This is a genomic window from Rhodoligotrophos sp. CJ14, assembly GCF_038811545.1.
In the GTDB taxonomy this organism is placed as follows: domain Bacteria; phylum Pseudomonadota; class Alphaproteobacteria; order Rhizobiales; family Im1; genus Rhodoligotrophos; species Rhodoligotrophos ferricapiens.
On record NZ_CP133319.1, the window covers coordinates 1,035,123 to 1,054,825 of the forward strand.

Annotated in this window: 18 protein-coding genes and 2 tRNA genes; 13 read left to right on the top strand and 7 right to left on the bottom strand. The window is 61.5% G+C overall.

Annotated elements, in window-relative coordinates:
- Positions 1–46 precede the first annotated feature (46 nt).
- From RCF49_RS04755 to RCF49_RS04790, 8 genes are all read left to right on the top strand, one after another.
- Positions 47–2,407, top strand: a complete 2,361-nt coding sequence (locus tag RCF49_RS04755) for a putative monovalent cation/H+ antiporter subunit A (protein ID WP_342642896.1) — start codon at positions 47–49, stop codon at positions 2,405–2,407.
- Positions 2,395–2,817, top strand: a complete 423-nt coding sequence (locus tag RCF49_RS04760) for a Na+/H+ antiporter subunit B (RefSeq protein ID WP_342642897.1) — start codon at positions 2,395–2,397, stop codon at positions 2,815–2,817. The genes RCF49_RS04755 and RCF49_RS04760 overlap by 13 nt, the downstream gene beginning before the upstream one ends.
- The gene (locus RCF49_RS04765) at positions 2,817–3,191 is read left to right on the top strand and encodes a Na+/H+ antiporter subunit C (RefSeq protein ID WP_342642898.1); all 375 of its coding nucleotides are present in this window, start codon (positions 2,817–2,819) and stop codon (positions 3,189–3,191) included. Before RCF49_RS04760 ends, RCF49_RS04765 begins: the two co-directional genes overlap by 1 nt.
- Positions 3,188–4,711 (top strand): proton-conducting transporter transmembrane domain-containing protein, encoded by a 1,524-nt coding sequence (locus tag RCF49_RS04770; protein ID WP_342642899.1) that lies wholly within the window; start codon positions 3,188–3,190, stop codon positions 4,709–4,711. Before RCF49_RS04765 ends, RCF49_RS04770 begins: the two co-directional genes overlap by 4 nt.
- Entirely contained in the window at positions 4,708–5,184 is a 477-nt protein-coding gene (locus RCF49_RS04775; protein ID WP_342642900.1) for a Na+/H+ antiporter subunit E, read from the top strand. Before RCF49_RS04770 ends, RCF49_RS04775 begins: the two co-directional genes overlap by 4 nt.
- Positions 5,184–5,543, top strand: a complete 360-nt coding sequence (locus RCF49_RS04780; RefSeq protein WP_342642901.1) for a cation:proton antiporter — start codon at positions 5,184–5,186, stop codon at positions 5,541–5,543. The genes RCF49_RS04775 and RCF49_RS04780 overlap by 1 nt, the downstream gene beginning before the upstream one ends.
- Positions 5,540–5,908, top strand: a complete 369-nt coding sequence (gene mnhG / locus RCF49_RS04785; RefSeq protein ID WP_342642902.1) for a monovalent cation/H(+) antiporter subunit G — start codon at positions 5,540–5,542, stop codon at positions 5,906–5,908. Before RCF49_RS04780 ends, mnhG begins: the two co-directional genes overlap by 4 nt.
- A gap of 288 nt (positions 5,909–6,196) precedes the next feature.
- Complete coding sequence (locus tag RCF49_RS04790; RefSeq protein WP_342642903.1) at positions 6,197–6,634, top strand: MucR family transcriptional regulator; 438 nt, start codon at positions 6,197–6,199, stop codon at positions 6,632–6,634.
- Between the two features lie 165 nt (positions 6,635–6,799).
- Here RCF49_RS04790 and scpA read toward each other — a convergent pair whose 3' ends face one another.
- From scpA to RCF49_RS04810, 4 genes are all read right to left on the bottom strand, one after another.
- Complete coding sequence (gene scpA, locus RCF49_RS04795; protein ID WP_342642904.1) at positions 6,800–8,998, bottom strand: methylmalonyl-CoA mutase; 2,199 nt, start codon at positions 8,996–8,998, stop codon at positions 6,800–6,802.
- A gap of 103 nt (positions 8,999–9,101) precedes the next feature.
- Positions 9,102–11,006, bottom strand: a complete 1,905-nt coding sequence (locus tag RCF49_RS04800) for a methylmalonyl-CoA mutase family protein (RefSeq protein ID WP_342642905.1) — start codon at positions 11,004–11,006, stop codon at positions 9,102–9,104.
- 168 nt (positions 11,007–11,174) lie between these two features.
- Positions 11,175–11,582, bottom strand: coding sequence for a DUF4332 domain-containing protein (locus RCF49_RS04805; RefSeq protein WP_342642906.1), 408 nt, complete (start codon positions 11,580–11,582; stop codon positions 11,175–11,177).
- An 86-nt stretch (positions 11,583–11,668) separates the two neighbouring features.
- The gene (locus RCF49_RS04810; protein WP_342642907.1) at positions 11,669–12,256 is read right to left on the bottom strand and encodes a DUF2780 domain-containing protein; all 588 of its coding nucleotides are present in this window, start codon (positions 12,254–12,256) and stop codon (positions 11,669–11,671) included.
- On the opposite strand from RCF49_RS04810, the gene RCF49_RS04815 reads away from it, so the two are divergent.
- Positions 12,212–13,684 carry a helicase HerA-like C-terminal domain-containing protein gene (locus RCF49_RS04815; protein ID WP_342642908.1) on the top strand — a complete coding sequence of 491 codons (1,473 nt, stop codon included), beginning with the start codon at positions 12,212–12,214 and terminating at the stop codon, positions 13,682–13,684. The two genes, RCF49_RS04810 and RCF49_RS04815, sit on opposite strands and share 45 nt — an antisense overlap.
- A 59-nt stretch (positions 13,685–13,743) precedes the next feature.
- Here RCF49_RS04815 and RCF49_RS04820 read toward each other — a convergent pair whose 3' ends face one another.
- Together RCF49_RS04820 and RCF49_RS04825 are read right to left on the bottom strand one after the other, a co-directional pair.
- A complete protein-coding gene (locus RCF49_RS04820) occupies positions 13,744–14,889 on the bottom strand; it encodes a histidine kinase dimerization/phosphoacceptor domain -containing protein (protein ID WP_342642909.1) in 1,146 nt (381 codons plus the stop codon).
- A gap of 302 nt (positions 14,890–15,191) precedes the next feature.
- Positions 15,192–15,268 (bottom strand) — tRNA-Pro (locus tag RCF49_RS04825).
- A 124-nt stretch (positions 15,269–15,392) separates the two neighbouring features.
- On the opposite strand from RCF49_RS04825, the gene RCF49_RS04830 reads away from it, so the two are divergent.
- Positions 15,393–15,466: transfer RNA gene (locus tag RCF49_RS04830), tRNA-Gln, on the top strand.
- A gap of 40 nt (positions 15,467–15,506) precedes the next feature.
- Here RCF49_RS04830 and RCF49_RS04835 read toward each other — a convergent pair.
- Entirely contained in the window at positions 15,507–16,565 is a 1,059-nt protein-coding gene (locus RCF49_RS04835) for an ABC transporter ATP-binding protein (protein WP_342642910.1), read from the bottom strand.
- Positions 16,566–16,868: 303 nt separating this feature from the next.
- Between RCF49_RS04835 and RCF49_RS04840 the strand changes: the two genes are divergently transcribed.
- The 3 genes from RCF49_RS04840 to RCF49_RS04850 all read left to right on the top strand — a co-directional run bounded on the left by RCF49_RS04840 (position 16,869) and on the right by RCF49_RS04850 (position 19,661).
- On the top strand, positions 16,869–17,900 hold the full coding sequence (locus RCF49_RS04840; protein ID WP_342642911.1) for an ABC transporter substrate-binding protein: 1,032 nt from the start codon (positions 16,869–16,871) through the stop codon (positions 17,898–17,900).
- Between the two features lie 75 nt (positions 17,901–17,975).
- Entirely contained in the window at positions 17,976–18,839 is an 864-nt protein-coding gene (locus RCF49_RS04845; protein WP_342642912.1) for an ABC transporter permease, read from the top strand.
- Positions 18,840–18,857: 18 nt separating this feature from the next.
- Positions 18,858–19,661: an ABC transporter permease gene (locus RCF49_RS04850; RefSeq protein ID WP_342642913.1), complete on the top strand. Its 804-nt coding sequence runs from the start codon at positions 18,858–18,860 to the stop codon at positions 19,659–19,661.
- The last annotated feature ends 42 nt before the right edge of the window (positions 19,662–19,703 follow it).

Below are 19,703 nucleotides of genomic sequence, written 5' to 3' on the forward strand. Positions count from 1 at the left end.
TTGCGGATCGACACTTTGCAATTGCCGAGAGGGGAAAGAAGCTCACATGTTGTCCGCCATCATCTCATGCTTCGTCGTGGCGGGCATCGCTCCCCTCGTATCGCGCGCGGCCGGCAGGACGGCAGGCTGGTTTCTGGCCCTGTTGCCGGTCGCGCTCCTCATTTATTTCATGGGCTTCATTCCAGAGATTGCCGGCGGCAATGTCATCACCGAATCGCTCGCCTGGCTGCCCCAGCTGGACATCGCCCTTTCCTTTCGCCTGGACGGCCTCAGTCTGGTCTTTGCGCTTCTGATCACCGGCATTGGTGCGCTGATCGTCATTTACGCCGGTGCCTATCTCGAGGAAAATCCGCGCCGCGGCGGCTTTCTCTGCGTGCTGCTGATGTTCATGGGCTCCATGCTGGGCCTGGTCCTGGCGGACAACATCGCCCCCTTCTTCATCTTCTGGGAGCTCACCTCGATCACCTCTTTCCTGCTCATCGGCTTCGACCATGCGCGCGCCGCCTCCCGTCGGGCCGCGGTACAGGCCTTGATCGTCACTGGTGGCGGGGGCCTGATCTTGATGGCGGGTCTGATCGCGATGGGGCTCACCACGGGAGGCTGGGAGCTTTCCCATCTCAATGCGCAAGGAGAACTGCTCAAGGGCGATCCCCTCTATGCCACCTTCCTCATCCTGGTCCTGTTCGGAGCCTTCACCAAATCGGCGCAGGTGCCCTTTCACTTCTGGCTACCCAATGCCATGGAGGCGCCAACCCCGGTCAGCGCCTATCTCCATTCCGCGACCATGGTGAAGGCGGGCGTCTATTTATTGATGCGGCTCACCCCCGCGCTCGGCGGAACCGAGCTCTGGACCACCCTGCTTGTCGCCTTTGGTGCCGTCACCCTGCTGGTTGGTGCTGTGCTTTCGATCCGGCAGACCGATCTTAAGCTCATACTCGCCTATACCACCGTCGCCTCGCTTGGCCTTTTGGTCATGCTACTCGGCCTTGGGATGGAATCCGCCATCGAGGCCGCAGCGCTCTATCTCGTTGCCCATGCCCTGTTCAAGGGCGCCTTGTTCATGATTGCGGGCATCATCGACCATGAGACGCACACGCGTGATATCACCATTCTCGGTGGCCTTCGCCAGGCGATGCCCTTCACCTTCGTCGTCGGCATCATTGCCGCGCTCTCGATGTCCGGGCTTCCGCCGCTGCTTGGCTTTATCGCGAAAGAGACGATCTATGCAGCCGGTGAGTTCGGCCCCGCCACCATCATCATGCTTCTGGGCAATGCGCTCATGGTGGCTGCAGCCCTGGCGGTCGTCTGGACACCATTTTCCGGAACCCTCCCCAATGTTCCTGCTCTGCCGCATGAGGCCTCGCCTGCCCTGATCATCGGCCCGGCCTTGCTCGCGCTTGCCGGGCTCTTCGCCGGCGCGTTCCCCGGCCCTTTTGGTGATGCCTTTGCATCCGGAATGACCGGCGCGATTATTGGCCGCCCCGTGTCCCTCGAGCTGGCGATCTGGCATGGGCTGAACCTGCCACTCCTTTTGAGCTTGATTACCCTGATACTGGGTCTTGCGGCCTATATCCTGCTGCCTCGCCTGCGCGCAGTGATCACCGCGGGTCTTTCAAGTCTCGGCTGGACGGCCGACCAGCTCTATGATGTGGCGCTTGCTGGCCTCGTGCGGCTGACCCGCCTCGTGGTCCGCATCATCCAGCCCGGCCGGCTTCGGGTCTACATGCTGATGACCTTTACCGTCCTCGCGCTGGCCCTGCTGCTTCCCATTCTAGTCTACGGCGTTCCCCTGGCAGCGCCGCTGGTCGAGCCACAGAAGCTTGTTCCCAATCTGCACGCCATCGCGATCATGATCCTTGGCCTGTCTGGCGCCGCAGCGGTCGTCGTGGTGAAGAGCCGTCTCAACGCGATCATTGCGCTCGGTGTTCAAGGCGTCGCGATCGCCCTCCTCTTCCTCATTTACGGCGCGCCAGACCTCGCCTTCACCCAGTTCATGGTCGAGATCCTGTCCGTTGTGATCCTGACCCTGGTGATGACCCGTCTGCGGCTCGATCTGCGCGATCGCCGCGGCCTGACGGATCGCGTCGTTCATGGTGCGATTGCCCTCGCTGTGGCCGTCGGAATAGGCGTCACCCTGATCTCGCTCACCCAACAGCCGCTCGACCTCGCGCTCTCCACATTCTTTGCCGAGAACAGCGTGCCCGCGGCCCATGGCCACAATATCGTGAACGTGATCCTGGTCGACTTCCGCGGCCTCGATACGCTCGGCGAAATCACCGTCGTGCTCATGTCGGGGCTGGCAGCCCTGGCCTTAATCCGAATGCGTCATCGCAGGTCCAGTCCGGCGGGCACCACTGCGGCAGAAGCCACCGCGGCGAATGAAAGGCCATCCTCATGCGCACGGTAATTCTGCGGACGGTTGTTCCGCTGCTCACCGGGATCATGGTGCTGTTCTCGGTATTCGTCCTTCTTCGCGGCCATAACGAACCGGGTGGCGGCTTCATTGGCGGTCTGATCGCGGCCTCAGCTCTCACCCTTTACGGCATCGCTTGCGGCGTGGACTCGGCCCGGCGTGCCCTTGTCGCCCACCCTATCGCGATTGCCGGCACCGGCGCGTTCCTGGCGGGCTTGAGCGGCCTGCCCTCTTTTCCGCTCGATCTGCCCTTTCTCACCGGTCTTTGGTGGTCCGTGCGTCTGTCCGAGATCACCACCGTCTACCTCTCGACTCCAATGCTGTTCGACATCGGGGTGTGGCTCGTCGTGGTGGGCGCGATCACCAGCATAGCTTTCGCATTGGAAGAAAGGGACTTTGACTGATGGAGTCCCTGCTCTCCCTCACTGTGGCTGGCCTGTTCGGCATTTCCGTCTATCTCTTGCTCTCGCGCAGCCTTGTGCGATTGCTCCTTGGCGTGGTCACTCTTGGCAATGCCACCAACCTCCTGATCTTCACCGCCGGCCGCATTCTCGGCACAGTGCCCCCGATCGTGCCCGAAGGCGAGCAAACCCCGATCGGTGAGATCGCCAATTCCCTGCCCCAGGCCCTGATCCTCACCGCGATCGTGATCAGCTTTTCGCTATTTGCCTATGTCCTCGTGCTGAGCTACCGCGCCTACCAAGATCTGGGCACTGACGATTCCGATGAGATGCAGCTCGCCGAGGCAAGGTCTCCGACAGAAGGAGAAGCCCGATGAACCAAGCGGCGCTCTCCCCGGTGACCTGGTTGGCTATTCTTCCCGCCATATTGCCCTTGGCGGCAGGCGCGCTGGCAATCGCCCTACGCGGCAGGCTCGCGATGCAGCGATGGTTCGCGCTCCTCGTTCTGCTTCTTGAGCTCGCCCTGAACATCGCCCTGCTCGTCCACGTCCGTGATCATGGGATCATGTCGCTCACCATGGGCAATTGGCTGCCGCCTTTCGGCATCAGCTTCACCGCCGACATGCTGGGCGCTGTGCTTGCGCTCGCGGCAACCTTCGTATCGCTCGCCTGCTGCCTCTATGCCTTTGCCGATATCGATGAGGTGGCAACCCGCTTCGGTTTCTATCCCATGCTGCTGGTGCTGGTCGGCGGCATGAACGGAGCTTTCCTCACCGGCGACATCTTCAATCTCTATGTTTGGCTCGAGATCCTGCTGATTTCGTCCTTCGGTCTCATCATTCTGGGCGGCACGCGCCTGCAGCTCGACGGCGCGGTGAAATACGCCTTCCTCAACCTGGTGGCGACCACCCTGTTCCTCATCGCCACCGGCCTGCTCTACGGTGCCGTCGGCACATTGAATTTCGCCGACCTCGTGGCCAAAGCAGCCAATTATCCCCATCAGAACCTTCTGACCGTTATTGCTGCCCTCTATCTGGTCGCGTTGGCCATGAAAGCTGCGGCCTTTCCTTTGTTCTTCTGGCTTCCGGCGTCTTATCACACCCCGAAATTCGTGGCCTCCGCCCTCTTTGCGGCCCTGCTCACCAAGGTTGGCGTCTACGGCATCTATCGGATTTTCACCGCCGTCTTTGCGGGCGGCATGGGCTTTGTCCCCCTAACCCTCACCTGGGCGGCGGGCCTGACCATGCTTCTCGGTGCTGCCGGCGCAGTCGCCCAGCACCGCATGCGCCCGATGCTCGGCTTCCTCGTGGTCGCCGGAATTGGCTACATGCTGCTGGGATTTTCCTTAGGCACCGAGAACGCGCGCGCCGCAGGCACCTTCTACATGGTCCAATCCATGCTGGTGATGGCAGGGCTCTATCTTCTCTCCGGCCTTGTGCATGGAGCAAGGAAGACTGTGCCCACCTCCGGCTCGTCCGCCAGCCTATATGACGACCAGATCGCGCTCGCCATCCTCTTCCTGGTGCTCGGCTTTGCGGTTGCCGGCTTGCCCCCCTTCTCCGGTTTCTGGCCGAAATTTGCCCTGGTCCGGGAGAGCCTCGCGCAGCATCTGGGCTGGGCGGCGGCGGCGGTGCTTATCTCGGGCTTCCTGACCACCATCGCGATCGCCCGCTCCTTTGCCGCAACTTTCTGGGGAGCATCCCACCTCTCCGAGGACGGGGAGCAGCCCGGCCCGCAAACCTCCTTCGCAACTCTCACGCCCATATTGGCGATCGCCGCGCTTGTCCTCGTGTTTGGCCTTTTACCTGGCACGCTCTACGGTCTTGCAGATGGTGCGGCGCGTGGGATTGCCGACTATGGACCATATGTCGCCGCCGTTCTGGGAGCTGGGCCATGACCGCGCTTCTGCCGCTCAATCTCGTGCTGGCCCTCGTCTGGGTGGCGGTGACCGCCACCTTCACGATCGCCAATTTTCTCTTCGGCTTTCTGCTCGGCGCCGGAGCGCTTTGGCTGGTTCGTGAACAGTTTTCGACCCGGCGTTATCTCAGCCGCACATGGTCTCTTCTCAAGCTCGCCGTGACATTTCTTATCGAGCTGACGAAATCCACATGGACAGTTGTGAAGCTGGTCTGGACAGCATCGCCGCAATATGAGACAGGCTTCGTCGCCCTGCCTCTGCGCGTCAGGTCCGACCGCGAGATCACCCTTCTGGCCAACCTCATAACGCTGACCCCCGGCACCCTGAGCGTCGACGTTTCCGATGATCGCAGCACGCTTTACATCCACGCCCTTGATGCGCCCGATATTGAAAGCCTCAGGCGTGATATTGCCACCGGGTTTGAGCGGCAGGTGCGTGAGGCGCTCAGATAATGGCCACCTCCGACATACTTGCCTGGTCCGTCTCGATCGGCTTTGCAGCCCTTCTCGCAGGCTTCGGCTTTATTTTCGTTCGCCTGATCAAAGGGCCGACTTTGCCCGACCGGGTTGTCGCCCTCGATCTGCTCACCACCCTCGCCACCGCCTTCATTCTTCTGCTGGCTGTGCGAAACGGGATCGGCGCCTTTCTCGACGTCGCCATTTCACTGGGGCTGGTGGCTTTCCTCAGCACTGTCGCCTTCGCCCGTTATGTCATGTTTCGCGGCCTTAATCGCCATGGCTCGTCCCGCGAAGAGAGCGCAGACCACCCACAAGACGCCGGTCCGTCCACTGAAGACAGGACGCGACCATGATCGAACTTCTCACAGCCGTCCTGATCTTTCTTGGATGCTTCCTCTGTCTCAGCGCGTCGGTCGGAATTCTGCGCTTTCCCGATGTCTATGCTCGCATGCACGCCGCGAGTAAGGCGGGAACTCTTGGCATTGGCTTCCTCTTTGCTGCCGTAGCGGTTCATTTTTCAGACGTTGACATCACCATCCGTGCGGTTGTCGGTATTCTGTTCTTCGTGTTGACCGCACCGATTTCGGCACATCTCTTGGCGCGTGCCGCCTATTGGGCTGGTGTAAAGCCATGGGCAGGTGCTGGTGTTGACCATTTATCCGGTCGTTACCATAAAGAGATGCATAGGTTAGACGCCTACCCGTTCGACAAGGAGTAAACGAAACACAACGCAATGGCCCATGCAATTCTGTCGCAGTCTGTTGTGTTTTGCTTGAATGCATTTCGGTTCTCTGCAATAAGCATTCGTTGTTGCACATAGTTAGGGCAACGAGTCGGGTTCTTACACCTGAAAGGTCGCAGACCCGCTGAGAGCTCAACGAAATGAGAGGGTTTGTGAACGTCGTTCGCGACGGCAAAGCCGTTGGTTGGCGGGGAGGCACAACCCAGATGAGCCAGGCGGGCTGCGGATGAGAACATGGGATTACGAAGGAGCTTTGGGAGAGTAATGGAAGCATCGGTAAGCAGTAGTCCTGCCACGGACACAGGTGAACTCGCTGAACTGACGGCCGAGATTGTTGCCGCTTATGTGGCGAATAACGCAGTACCGTCGGAATCCCTCCCTGGGCTCATTAAGGATGTTTATCGGGCACTGACCGGCACCTTGGAGCCAGAGGAGAAACAGGCGGCGGAACTCAAGCCGGCTGTTCCGCTGCGTCGTTCCGTTACACCGGACTACATCGTCTGTCTTGAAGACGGAAAGAAGTTCAAGTCATTGAAGCGTCATCTGCGCACGCAGTATAATATGACGCCTGAACAGTATCGCGAGAAGTGGGGTCTTCCCGCTGATTATCCGATGGTGGCGCCGAACTATGCGGCGGCCCGGTCGGATCTCGCCAAGAAGATGGGTCTCGGCCAGAAGAAGCGGCGCCGGAACGGCAGGTAATTTGGATCCCGGCCAAAACACCGGGTCCACTTTGCACATTTCTATAATCTAATGTGAAAAGCCCTACCTTGCGTAGGGCTTTTTCTTATGTCTCAGCGCACTTCTCAAGCCAAGTGATACGGTTCGCGCCTGTCTAGACTAGACTAGTCCCGCTCGATGACGGGCCTATTCCGCCGCCTGCGCATAGCCAAGCCGGCGGCAAAGCGTATCAATCAACCCCATGGCGGCTTCCGCAATATTGGTGCCGGGCGGGAAGATTGCCGAAGCGCCCGCCGACCTCAGCTCGTCATAATCCTGTGGCGGCACCACCCCGCCGACCACGATCATGATGTCTGGCCGCCCCATCTGCTCGAGGCTCTTCTTGAGTTCGGGCACGAGGGTGAGATGCCCACCGGCAAGCGACGAAACGCCCACCACATGCACGTCATTTTCGACCGCCTGTCGGGCGACCTCTTCCGGCGTTGCAAACAGTGGACCGATATCGACGTCGAACCCGAGATCGGCGAAGGCAGACGCGATCACCTTCTGGCCGCGATCATGCCCGTCCTGCCCGACCTTGGCGACGAGAATGCGCGGCCGCCGGCCGTCAGCCTCGGCGAAGGCGTCGATCTTGCTCCGCGCTCTATCGACATCGCTGGACATGGTCTGCGCCTCCCTGCGATAGACACCTTGGATTGCGCGGATCTCTGCCACATGCCGCCCGAAGACCTTCTCCATGGCGGCCGAGATCTCTCCGACTGTGGCCTTGGCGCGCGCCGCCTCGACCGCGGCCTCCAGAAGATTACCTTGGCCCCCCGCCACATTGGTCAGCCGCTCCAACGCCGCTTGGGTCGCTCCCTCGTCGCGCTCCGCCTTGAGCCGCGCCAGCTTCTCGAGCTGGCGTGCCCGCACCGCCGAATTGTCGACCTTCAGGATCTCCACCGGCCGGTCTTCCTCAACCCGATATTTGTTGACCCCGACCACCGTCTGGGCGCCGGTGTCGATACGCGCCTGCGTGCGCGCTGCCGCCTCCTCGATCCGCAGCTTCGGCACGCCCGCCTCGATGGCCCGCGCCATGCCGCCGAGCTCTTCAACCTCCGCGATATGGGCGAGCGCCTTCTCTGCGAGATCATGCGTGAGCCGCTCGACGAAATAGCTGCCGCCCCAGGGATCGATGAACTTGGTGGTGCCCGCCTCCTGGATCAGGAAAAGCTGGGTATTGCGCGCGATCCGGGCGGAAAAATCCGTCGGCAGCGCCAGCGCCTCATCCAGCGCATTGGTGTGCAGCGACTGGGTGCCGCCGTAAACGGCCGCCATCGCCTCGATGCAGGTCCGGGTCACATTATTGAACACATCCTGCGCAGTCAGCGACCAGCCGGAGGTCTGGCAATGCGTTCTCAGCGAAAGCGACCGCTCATCTCTTGGGTTGAACTGCTTCATCAGCTTGGCCCAGACCGCCCGCGCCGCGCGCATCTTGGCCACTTCCATGAAGACATTCATGCCGATCGCCCAGAAGAACGAGAGCCTCGGCGCGAACTGATCGACACTGAGGCCCGCATCGATCCCGGCGCGGACATATTCGACACCATCGGCCAGCGTATAGGCGAGCTCGAGATCCGCCGTCGCCCCCGCCTCCTGCATGTGATAGCCGGAGATCGAGATCGAGTTGAACTTCGGCATGTTCTGCGAAGTATAGGCGAAGATGTCGGAGATGATCCGCATCGACGGCTTGGGCGGATAGATATAGGTGTTCCGGACCATGAACTCCTTGAGAATGTCGTTCTGAATGGTCCCGGACAGCTTGGTCGGCGGCACGCCCTGCTCTTCCGCAGCCACGATATAGAGCGCGAGCACCGGCAGCACCGCGCCATTCATGGTCATGGAGACGCTCATCTCGTCCAGGGGAATGCCCTCGAACAAGGTGCGCATGTCGAGAATGGAATCGATGGCAACCCCGGCCATTCCCACATCGCCCGCCACGCGAGGATGATCGGAATCATAGCCGCGATGGGTTGCTAGATCGAAGGCGATTGACAGGCCCTTTTGACCAGCCGCCAGATTACGCCGGTAGAACGCGTTCGAATCCTCAGCCGTCGAGAACCCCGCATATTGCCGGACCGTCCATGGCCGCGTCACATACATGGTCGGGTAAGGCCCGCGCAGAAAGGGAGGGATGCCTGGCAGCGATTTGATGAAATCGAGCCCTTCGAGATCTTCCGACCCGTAAGATGGCTTGAGCGCCAGCCCTTCCGGCGTCGTCCAGACATGCGCCCCGACCCCGTCCTCGCCCGCTTGTGCCTCTGCGGCCGCTTGCCAGGTCGCGGCGGTGGCGGCATCACCATCCGTCTTCAGCGATACGGTGGTAAAATCCGGGATCTGGGTCATTGGCCTGTCTCTTCTGGCTGCAGTCTGGCAACAATCATGGCCGGCTTTTGGGGCATGCGGATGATCCGCGCGGGACGACGGCGGCTGTTCGTCCCGCCCTGCGTCAAACCTTTACCCCTACGATATTATAGACGCCTCTCAGCGCTGCAAGGACGTCGGCCCCCTCGAAGAGGAAGCCATCGACGCCGGCCTCTTTGAGGGTCGCCTCGGCATCTCCGGGGCGGCCGGCAAGAAAAACGGCTTTCGCGCCTTCAGCCTTGAGCGCCTTCGCCGTATCCGCTGCCATGCTCTCATAGAGGGCATCCGTAGAGCAGAGAATGGCAACCTTGGCGCCGCCCTCGCGAAATTCCTGGGCCGCCTCCGCGGGGCTTCCGGCGCCGCGCCCGGCCAGCGCGGCTATGCCGCCGGCTTCGAACAGGTTGCGCGCCCAGGTGGCGCGGGTATTGAAATCGACGAGCCTGCCCAGATTGGCAAGGAAGATGGCCGGGCGTTCTCCCGTTGCCGCGGCGATCGCATCGCCCTCATCGCGCAAGGCTTCGAAATCCGCAGCAAGTGGGCGGGTTTGCAAGGGCTCAACCCTCGTCTCTCCTGCAAAAGCCGGGGCGGACGGCGCAACCGCCGGTCGCGCAGTGGCCGCTGCCAGCGTGGGTGGCGCCTCATCGAGCTTCGGAAAGGCGGAGACACCGGTCACCAGGCGCTTGCGGCGGGCATAGTCCTTTGCCCGCTGCTCGGCAACGGCGCGGATCGTGGTCTGGATTTCACCACTTGCCAGCGCCGCGGCAATCCCGCCTTTGCCCTCGATGTCCTGGAACAGGGCCCAGCCCTTCTCTGCCAGCGCATCGGTCAGGCTCTCGATCGCCCACGCGCCGCCGGCAGGATCAGCCACTTTGCCGATCCCGGATTCCTCCTGCAGCATCAGTTGCACATTGCGGGCGATACGGCGGGCAAAATCATCCGGCACCCCGATCACCGCATTATAGGGCGCCACCATGATCCACTCGGCCCCGGCAACCCCCGCCGCGAATGCGGCGGCCGTGACCCGCAGCATGTTCACCCACGGATCCCGCCGCGTCATCATGCGTGCGGCGGTCTCGACGCCTAAGCGCGGTGGCTGTGCCTCAACGCCGCACGCTTCGCTCACCCGTGCCCACAGGCGCCGGAACGCCCGGAGTTTCGCAATGCTGGTGGTCACATCCGCATCGCTCACCAGAGTAAATCCGATCGCGCGGAACGCATCCTGGAGTGACAGGCCTGCAGCCTCGAGCCCGCGCAGATAGGCAACCCCGGTGGACAACGCGACCGCAAGCTCCTGCCCCTCGGTGGCGCCCGCCGCGTGATAGGCGCGCGTATCCACATGCAGCACCTGGACATCGCCAAAGCCGCGCACCCCTTGGACGATCTTGGCGGCCGCGGCCAAATGCTCGTCCACCGTCCCGCAGAGCTCGCCGCGTCTGGCCAGTGTTCCCGCAGGGTCTATTCCGAGGAAACCGCGCCGGTCCGCCGGGGCGATGTTGCGTGCCTCCCACAGATCCAGCATCAGCCCGCTGAGCTCGAGCGCCCTCGCACCTCCCTCAAGACGCACAGGCACCGCCTCGATCAACACGCCTTTCAGAACCGTGTCGAGATCACCTCGGCTCCACACATCGATGCCAGCTGCCTGCACATCCTCCGCAATGAGCAGATCAGCCGACCCTACGCCATTGGCAAGCCCCTCCAGCAGCGCCTTATTCGCCTGAACCGGGTCGTGGTCGGAAATCACCTGCCCCACGATCCAAGGCCTCGCGGACATAGTCAATGGCTGCGCTCCACGAGTGAAGGGCGCAATCCCGGGCCATTCCGGCGCAACCTTCACCCAAGGCCCGCCAAGCGGGTCGACCTCGAGCCCGTCATCGGTTTTCCACACCAGCCGCTTCTTGTAGTCCGCGCCCTTGAGTGTCGCCTCAACGCGCTTCAGCCACTCATCCCGGGTGGGAATAGGAAAATCGAGCTGGTCGAAGGAACCGGACATTGCACCGCCCTGTCTCTGGGGTCGTGGACCTATTTGACCCGTGGGTTATACAGCGGTGGCAGACATCGGCAAGACCCTGATGGCGCAATCAGGGCAGGCTTGACCCAAACCAGGCATCGAGATGCCCTCGCTTCATGAGCCGGCGCCTTGGGCGAGAAGCATACCGGCCTAATGCGTGATAACCGTCGGCAGCAGCTTTGCCTGCGCGATCCAGCTGGCCACCCGCTTTTCTCCTGGCGCCTCGCGCACGAGACGCTGCCGGGCATTCACCTCCTGCAAGGCAGCAGCCAGATTGCTGGCGTTCCGGTGGCGAAGATCCCTTACGGTATCCACGCCTGTCGCGCGCAGCAGCTCGCAATAATCATGGCCGACACCGCGAATACGCATGAGGTCAGCCGTGTTGACCCAATGCAGAATGAGCGCCTCGGAAATGCCGGTCTCAGTGGCCAGCTGCCGCCGTCCGCGCCGGTCTTTTGCCCTGTTTAGGAGAAGCTCGCGGTTTTTGATGCCGACCTCGCTGAGAGCAGCAAGAAACGGCTCGCCTATCCCATCCAGGCGCGCATTCGAACGCCCCATCTCCCCGCCCCTTTTCTTATCTTGGGCTTATTTTACTTGATTTAAAACGCCAATGCCGCTGCTCCGCAAATCCCTGGATGAGTTATTCACACGAATGCGGAAAGTCCCGGGATGGAGGATGCAACCTCTTTGACCAGCGGCTCCCCACATTTCGCCTTGGCATAGGCGAGAACTTCCTTCCCGAGTTCCTGGCTTTGCGCAGTATCAAGTCCTGCCGCTTTCAGCTTGCCGAGGGCCACCATGGGTCCGGCGATGGACGTCAGAGCTCCGAACAGCCCGCCCCGCCGCTCGCCATAGTGCTGAGCCAGGGCATCGGCACCCGGAAGCTGCTGGAACATCTCGCGCACCTTCGCCTTGTCCCCGTGCTGCTGAACGAGACCGAGCACGATCCCGATGGCGCGCTCTGCGAGCGCCCTGTCGATTCCCAGCCGGGTCGAGACCCTGTTGATCAGCTCTTCCATGTCAGCCTCTCCGCTTGCTGCCGTTTGACCACGGCCGAGGATTTTACCTGCCTTGCTTAATTCTGTATGACTTGAGCTGATGGCAGCAGTGCTCGGCGCACAGTTTTGTAACACGTTTGCCAGAGCATCGGGCGCCAACGATCTGATCGCAATAAGGGCTGTGCAAAAATGGTAGCTGCTGCTGATTCGGTCTTCATTGGACAGAGCATCCATCCCGAGAATCTACTGCTGCGCTTCGGCAACCGGCACGGGCTGATCACGGGCGCAACCGGCACCGGCAAGACCGTCACCCTGCAGATCATGGCTGAGGGCTTCTCCAAGGCGGGGGTCCCCGTCTTCGCCGCCGACGTTAAAGGCGATCTCTCCGGCATTGCCGAACCCGGCGCCCCCAATGACGCCCTTGTCGCGCGCGCCAAGCAGATCGGCATGGATGACTACGGGTTTGAAGCCTTTCCCACCATTTTCTGGGATCTCTATGGCGAACAGGGTCACCCCGTTCGCACCACCATGTCGGAAATGGGGCCGCTTCTTTTATCGCGCCTGATGAACCTGACCGAGGCGCAGGAAGGGGCGCTGAACATCGCCTTCCGCATTGCCGATCAGGAAGGCATGGCGCTTCTCGACATGAAGGATCTGCGCGCGATGCTGACGGATCTCGCCGGTCGTGCCGACGAGCTGCGTGCTGAATATGGCAACGTCACCGCCAGCACCATCGGTGCCATCCAGCGCCGTCTGCTCGTGCTCGAGCAGCAGGGGGCTGATCAGTTCTTCGGCGAGCCGGCGCTTTCGATCTCCGATCTCATGCGCACGACGCCCGATGGCCGGGGCTATGTCAGCATTCTTGCAGCCGACAAGCTGATGCAGGCGCCGGGCCTCTATGCCACCTTCCTGCTCTCCCTCATGTCGGAGCTGTTCGAGCAGCTGCCTGAAGTCGGTAATCCCGACAAGCCGAAGCTCGTCTTCTTCTTCGATGAGGCGCATCTGCTCTTCGATGAGGCACCTCCCGCACTCATTCAAAAAGTCGAGCAAGTGGTTCGGCTGATCCGTTCAAAGGGCGTGGGCATCTATTTCGTCACCCAGAACCCCATGGACGTGCCCGATACCGTGCTTGCCCAGCTCGGCAACCGCGTCCAGCATGCCCTGCGCGCCTACACGCCACGCGAGCAGAAGGCGGTCAAGGCGGCAGCCACGACCTTCCGTCAGAACCCCGACCTCGACACCGAGACCGCGATCACCCAGCTCGGCACCGGCGAGGCCCTCACATCCTTGCTTGACGACAAGGGCGTACCCTCGATGGTCCAGAAAACGTTGATCCGGCCGCCATCCTCCCGTCTTGGCCCCGTCACGCCGGATGAGCGCCGCAAGCTGATCTCCGCAAGCCCGGTCTATGGTATTTACGAGACACCGGTCGATCGTGAGTCGGCTTATGAGATCCTCACCAAACGGGCGCAGGAGAAGGCACAGCAGGCAGCCACCGCCGCCCAGGAAGTTGCCGCCGCGAAACAACCGCAGAGCGCCGTAAGCAGCACCCTTGACACGATCACTCAGCGCATCGTCCGCAATGTGGCGAGCCAGGTCGGCACCCAGATCGGACGCGCATTGGTCCGCGGCATTCTGGGAAGTCTCACGGGTCGCCGCTAAAGCATTTTCGAGCGAAGTGGATACCGGTTCGCGTGAAGAAGATGCGACAACGCCCCGGATCAGCTCGCCGGCGGGCTCACCTTGATGGAGAATTGCGCGCCCCGTCCATCGGGACCGGGGCCCGCGGCCAGCCGCCCGCCGAGCTGTTGGGCCAGCACGCGCACCACCTTCATGCCCAGGCCGCTCTTCCGCCGCGGATCGAAGCCCTCGGCAAGGCCCGGCCCCTGATCCGTAACCGACAGGACATAGCCGTTATCCGGCGCGGCTTTGAGCGCCACCGTGATGCGGCCACCGCCATATTTGGCGGCATTGGTCACGAACTCGTTCACGATCAGGCCGATGGGGACGACCTGCTTGGCGGGAATATGGATCTCATCTCCCTCGACCGCGAGCTCGTTCAGCCGCAGCATCTCGGAAAGCCCGGCGCAGAGATTGCGCAGATAGGTGAGCGAGGGAACGTTCTGGATCGATGTATCGAGATAGAAATGGCGATGAACCTGCGCCACCGTCGACACCCGGCTGGCCGCGCTTCTGAGATGCTCGGCGGCTTGCGGATTGTCCACCGACCGGCTCTGCAGCAACAGGAGGCTTGAGACGAGCTGCAGGCTGTTCATGATCCTGTGGTCGGTCTCCTGCTTCATCAGCTCGGCGCGTTCGAGAGCCCGGTCCTTGTCGGCCATCACTTCCGCGACGCGCGCCACTGCGCTCTGTGCCAAACGGCGCAGCTCGAGTTGATCCATGACCATGGCCGCGAGTTCCTCAAGCAGGCTGAGCTCCTGCTCCGAGGCCCCACGCGGCTCACGATCCATGACACACAGGCACCCAAGCGCATGCCCATCCCGCGTGATCAGCGGCAGCCCGGCATAGAAGCGCACGCCCTCTGCGCCCGCGACCAGCGCATTGGTCGCGGCGATTGGGTTGTCCTGCGTATCGCCGATAACATGTGGTCCTCGGCCGAAGATTGCCGAGGCGCAAAGGCCAGGCTCGCGCCGGCTGTGTGTCAGGTCGAGCCCGTGCCGTCCCTTGAACCAGATCCAGCTGTCATCGACGATCGTCACCAGCGCCATAGGAGTTCCCGTCAGGCGCGCGGCCAAGCCGGCGATCCGATCCAGCGCCGGCTCGCTTGCCGAATCGAGAAGGTCGTAGCGTCTCACCACAGCCAGCCGATCGGCCTCGTTCTCGGGTATCGTGATCTGGCCCGGCACCACAGTCCGCGACGTTATGCAGTGCTCGCTCAGCGTCGGCCTCTCTGTCCTATAATGCTAGGCAGCTTCGTTTCTGAAGGACCCATGCGCTGCCGAAGCATTCCATGCCCAGCATACGCCTCAGACGCGGAATGCGCAGCAGAATATTGGACAACCGAAGAACAGCACAATTGAGGTGTTAAGAAGGCAGAAAGCTGGACCCCAGAGGCTCGTGACGGCCTGGCTAAGGAGAAGTCGGGCGCCTCATCGGAGAGGCGCCCGAGTCTTGATCGATCGTTTCTGAGCCCCAAACTGAGCCCGAATGGTCGGAGTGGCGTGATTCGAACACGCGACCCCCTCGTCCCGAACGAGGTGCGCTACCAGGCTGCGCTACACTCCGCCGATCGATGGCGGCTATATAGCGCCGTGCCGCGTGGATCGCAACCCGTCTGTCAAGGTCGGGTAAAATCGCATTCCCATGATTGCGTCACGGCGCGAGAATGATTATGGTCGCGCCCGTCTTTTGGGGCGTGGCCAAGCGGTAAGGCAACGGGTTTTGGTCCCGTGATCCCAGGTTCGAATCCTGGCGCCCCAGCCAATCATTCTCAGCCTGCTCGCGGTCTCGTGTCGTTCAGACGTCACTCCGTGACGAACCACGAATCCTGAGCCTGCCAATCGAGGCTCACCATCTCGCCCGGTGAGAATCGCGCCCGATTGCCCGGCACGATCGCGACCAGCGGCGCGCCATGGCACCCATCGAGCTGGTAGCGGACCGTCTGGCCCAGATAGATCACGTCGATCACCCTGGCCCGCAACGGCGATCCGCCCTCCGCTGGCTGAACCACCATGTTCTCCGGTCGCACGATCAAGCTGAGATCACCTGCTTGCACGCCCGCCGGCGGGCTGGGACACGGAATGGCAGTCCCCTCCCTCAGCTGCAGCCGGTATCCCTCGCCATGGCTCTCGGCCTTTCCCTTGAACACATTGGCGGTGCCCAGGAAATCCGCGACGAAGAGATTGGCGGGGCGCAGATAGGCATCTTCCGGTGTACCGATCTGCTGAATGCGCCCCTGGTCGAGGACGATCAGCCGATCGGAGAGCGAGAGCGCCTCCTCCTGGTCATGAGTGACCAGAACTGTGGTGATGCCGAGTGATTTCTGTAATTGCCGGAGTTCGACCTGTACCTGCTCGCGCAGCTTGCGGTCGAGTGCGCCCAAGGGCTCATCGAGAAGGAGGATCGAGGGCTGAAAGACAAAGGCTCGGGCAAGCGCAACCCGCTGCTGCTGGCCGCCTGACAATTGGGCGGGCTTGCGCTTTTCGAAGCCGACGAGGCGCACTTTATCGAGTGCCTCGGCCACGCGGCGCTCGATGTCGCCAGCGCTGAGCTTCCGCACCGTCAGGGGAAAGGCCACGTTGTCATAGACGGTCAGATGCGGAAACAGCGCGTAATTCTGAAACACCAGTCCGACATTGCGTTTACCCGAGGGCTCGAAGGTGACATCTCGGCCGCCGATAAGGATCTGCCCCGAGCTTGGTGCGGAAAGGCCCGCGATCAGGGTGAGCAGCGTGGTCTTGCCAGAACCGCTGGGCCCGAGGATCGTGACGAACTCGCCTTCACGGACCGACAGATTGATGTTCGCGCAGGCAACGAAGCTGCCATAGCTCTTCGAAATATCCACAAGCTGAATAGTACTCATCCGCAGCCCCCACCATCGATCCCCGTCCCGGCTCGCTGGGTTCTTCGTTCTCGCCTAAGTTGCGACCCCGGCTACTTTTTGTCGATCGCCAGCACGGTTGTTGTCAATCGATATCACCTATGACAAACTTCGCGCTTGAAGGGGTGATGAATATAACAAAGATCAAGAACACGCCTGCATCAATGACGCTTGAAATCGGCCAATTTATATTTCTAGAATTTGGCATTTACAGAATTACGGGAGTGAACGCCCCGCACAAATCTGCCATCTGACAATAATCACAAACAGAGGGAGTAAGACAGCATGAAAACCATCCTTCAGAACAGCCTCAGGAGTTTCGCCGCAGGGCTGCTGCTGATCTCCGCCTCGAGCTTCACAGCCGAGGCAGAGGTCAAGGAACTGCGCATGATCGAGGCCGGAGGCCTGTCCGGCGACTCAATCGAGAAGGGTTACATCGAGCCGTTCACCGCAAAGACGGGCATCAAGGTCACCCGCGAAAGCCCCGCAGGCCTGGGTAAGCTCAGGGCGATGGTCGAAGCGAAGAACCTCACCGCCGACGTGGTCGAGCTGAGCAGCGCCGAGCTCGAGCAGGCCAAGGCCCTTGGTCTCCTCGACAAGCTGGACTGGGATGCGATCAAGCCCGATCCGATCTTCCCCGAGGCGAAGATGGATGAGGGTCTCGGCTGGCAATATTACTCGACGATCCTGGCCTGGCGCGAGGATGCTAAGCCGATTTCGACCTGGGCGGAGTTCTGGGATGTGGAGAAATTTCCCGGCAAGCGCACCCTGCCCGACTATCCCGCCTATATTCTGCCCATGGCACTGATTGCCGACGGCGTTAAGCCGCAAGATCTTTACCCGCTGGATCTCGACCGCGCCTTCGCCAAGCTTGATCAGATCAAGGAACATGTTTCGGTCTGGTGGCAGGCCGGAGCCCAGCCCCCGCAATTGCTCAAGGACAACGAGGTTCAATATGCGGTGTCCTGGTCGGGCCGTGTGACCGATGCCGAGGGTATCGACTACACCTTCAATCAGGGCCAGCTTGATCTGACCTATTTCGCCGTCCCGAAGGGAATCGACCCCGAGCGCAAGGCTGCCGTGATGAAGCTCATGCATGAGATCACGGTCGCCAAGAACCAGGCGGCGGCAGCGCAAGTCGTGTCCTATACGGGTCCAAGCGAAGGTCTGGATCCTCTCCTGCCCAAGGACAGGCTCGACACCTATCCGACCGTGGCTAAGAACAAGAGCGTGCAATTCCTGATGGACCCGAAATGGTGGTATGATCACGCCGATGAAGTCGAGCAGCGCTGGCAGGAGTTCAAGCTCGGCCTCTGATTTGCCAATGCCCTGACCTCTAACTTGGGAGACGGCAGGTCGGAACCGCCGGGTCCAACCTGCCCTATGCATGGCATGACGGAATTGGCATCAGCGATACCGCGCGACAATGAGAGACGGGGGCTTCGCTTGCCGGGCGGCCTGCTGCAGGTCACACCAGCCGCGGTTTTCATCCTCCTGCTCTTCAACATTCCCCTTTTGCTCATGCTCTCCTGGTCGGTCGGCACGGGCGACGAGCCTTTGAAATATTTCGCCGCCCTGGCGCGCGGCTCCGTCTATATGAAGGTGCTCGGCAACACGATTTACATCGCGCTGCTGACGACCCTTGCCTGCTGCATCCTCGGCTATCCCCTGGCCTATTGGATGTGGAGCCTGAGCCCGCGCCGGCAGATGCTGGTGCTGGCACTGGTGGTGCTGACCTTCTGGATCAGCATCCTGGTGCGGACCTATTCCTGGATCGTCGTGCTCGGTAATGACGGCGTCGTCAATCGTGTGCTTCGCTGGCTTGGGATCACGGAAACCTCCGTGCCCTTTCTCTACAACCAGTTCGGCGTGATCGTCGGCACGACCAATGTCCTCTTGCCTTTCCTTGTCCTGCCCTTGTTTGCGGCGATGCTCAAGCTCGACCGACGGCTGCTGCAGGCGGCGGAATCCATGGGGGCCTCCCAGGCCACCATCTTCTTCCGGATCTTCCTGCCGCTGACGATCCCCGCCCTGGCGGCGGGCTCGATCCTGGTCTTCATCCTGACGCTCGGCTTTTTCATCACGCCTGCGATCCTTGGCGGCGGACGTGTACCGATGATCGCCAACATGCTCGATCTCCTGATCAACCGCATGCCGCGCTGGGAAACCGCGGCAGCGATCTCGACGGTGCTCCTCGTTCTCACCTTGCTGTTCTATGCAGCCTATCAGTGGATCGAGAAAAAGAGCCGCATCTGATCCTGCTGGAGCTTTCACATGGACAACCGATCGGCGCTCTCACGCTGGCTGATCAATCTGGTCGGCTTCTCGGTGCTGCTGTTCCTGTGCCTGCCGATTGCCATCGTCATTCCAATGTCCTTCTCGAGCGCCGACACGCTGGCCTTCCCGCCCCCGAGCCTGTCGCTGCGCTGGTATCACTCCTTCTTTGATGATCCCCGCTGGATCGAAGCCGCGCGGACGTCGCTGCTGGTGGCCTTTGCATCGAGCACGATCGCCGTTCTGTTCGGCAGTGCCGCGGCCTATGGCCTGGTGCGGGGGACTTTTCGTGGCCGGCGGGTTCTGGAAGCCAATTTCCTCGCCCCCATCATCGTCCCCCAGGTCATTACCGCCTTGGCCCTCTATATCTACCTGGCGAAATTCGGCCTGCTGGGTACCCTTGGCGGGCTCATCATCGGCCACACGATCCTGGGCCTTCCCTATGTGGTGTTGCTGATGATGGTCGCGATCCGCTCCTTCGATGTTCGGATCGAGCAGGCCGCCCTCAGCCTTGGTGCATCCTGGCAGGAAATGTTCCGCCGCGTGCTGATCCCCAACCTGATGCCGAGCCTACTCGCGGCCTGGATCTTTGCCTTCATCATCAGCTTCGACGAGGTGATCGTGACGATCTTCCTGTCGGGCGCACATGAGACCATTCCGAAGAAGATGTTCAACGAGCTCGTCCTGCGGGTCAATCCGACCATCACGGCGATCGCGACGTTGCTGATCGGCTTCACGGTGATCACCATGGGCCTCGCGGCCTGGCTGGCCAAGCGCGGCGGCGTTGCGGCCTTCGCACGCTAATTAATCTTGAGACGTGGCCGAAGAACAAGCATGAGCAATCCC

Coding starts and splice junctions, on each gene's coding strand:
- RCF49_RS04755 (WP_342642896.1), top strand. CDS start 47: ATGTTGTCCGCCATCATCTCATGCTTCGTCGTGGCGGGCATCGCTCCC.
- RCF49_RS04760 (WP_342642897.1), top strand. CDS start 2,395: ATGCGCACGGTAATTCTGCGGACGGTTGTTCCGCTGCTCACCGGGATC.
- RCF49_RS04765 (WP_342642898.1), top strand. CDS start 2,817: ATGGAGTCCCTGCTCTCCCTCACTGTGGCTGGCCTGTTCGGCATTTCC.
- RCF49_RS04770 (WP_342642899.1), top strand. CDS start 3,188: ATGAACCAAGCGGCGCTCTCCCCGGTGACCTGGTTGGCTATTCTTCCC.
- RCF49_RS04775 (WP_342642900.1), top strand. CDS start 4,708: ATGACCGCGCTTCTGCCGCTCAATCTCGTGCTGGCCCTCGTCTGGGTG.
- RCF49_RS04780 (WP_342642901.1), top strand. CDS start 5,184: ATGGCCACCTCCGACATACTTGCCTGGTCCGTCTCGATCGGCTTTGCA.
- mnhG (WP_342642902.1), top strand. CDS start 5,540: ATGATCGAACTTCTCACAGCCGTCCTGATCTTTCTTGGATGCTTCCTC.
- RCF49_RS04790 (WP_342642903.1), top strand. CDS start 6,197: ATGGAAGCATCGGTAAGCAGTAGTCCTGCCACGGACACAGGTGAACTC.
- scpA (WP_342642904.1), bottom strand. CDS start 8,998: ATGACCCAGATCCCGGATTTTACCACCGTATCGCTGAAGACGGATGGT.
- RCF49_RS04800 (WP_342642905.1), bottom strand. CDS start 11,006: ATGTCCGGTTCCTTCGACCAGCTCGATTTTCCTATTCCCACCCGGGAT.
- RCF49_RS04805 (WP_342642906.1), bottom strand. CDS start 11,582: ATGGGGCGTTCGAATGCGCGCCTGGATGGGATAGGCGAGCCGTTTCTT.
- RCF49_RS04815 (WP_342642908.1), top strand. CDS start 12,212: ATGGTAGCTGCTGCTGATTCGGTCTTCATTGGACAGAGCATCCATCCC.
- RCF49_RS04810 (WP_342642907.1), bottom strand. CDS start 12,256: ATGGATGCTCTGTCCAATGAAGACCGAATCAGCAGCAGCTACCATTTT.
- RCF49_RS04835 (WP_342642910.1), bottom strand. CDS start 16,565: ATGAGTACTATTCAGCTTGTGGATATTTCGAAGAGCTATGGCAGCTTC.
- RCF49_RS04840 (WP_342642911.1), top strand. CDS start 16,869: ATGAAAACCATCCTTCAGAACAGCCTCAGGAGTTTCGCCGCAGGGCTG.
- RCF49_RS04845 (WP_342642912.1), top strand. CDS start 17,976: ATGACGGAATTGGCATCAGCGATACCGCGCGACAATGAGAGACGGGGG.
- RCF49_RS04850 (WP_342642913.1), top strand. CDS start 18,858: ATGGACAACCGATCGGCGCTCTCACGCTGGCTGATCAATCTGGTCGGC.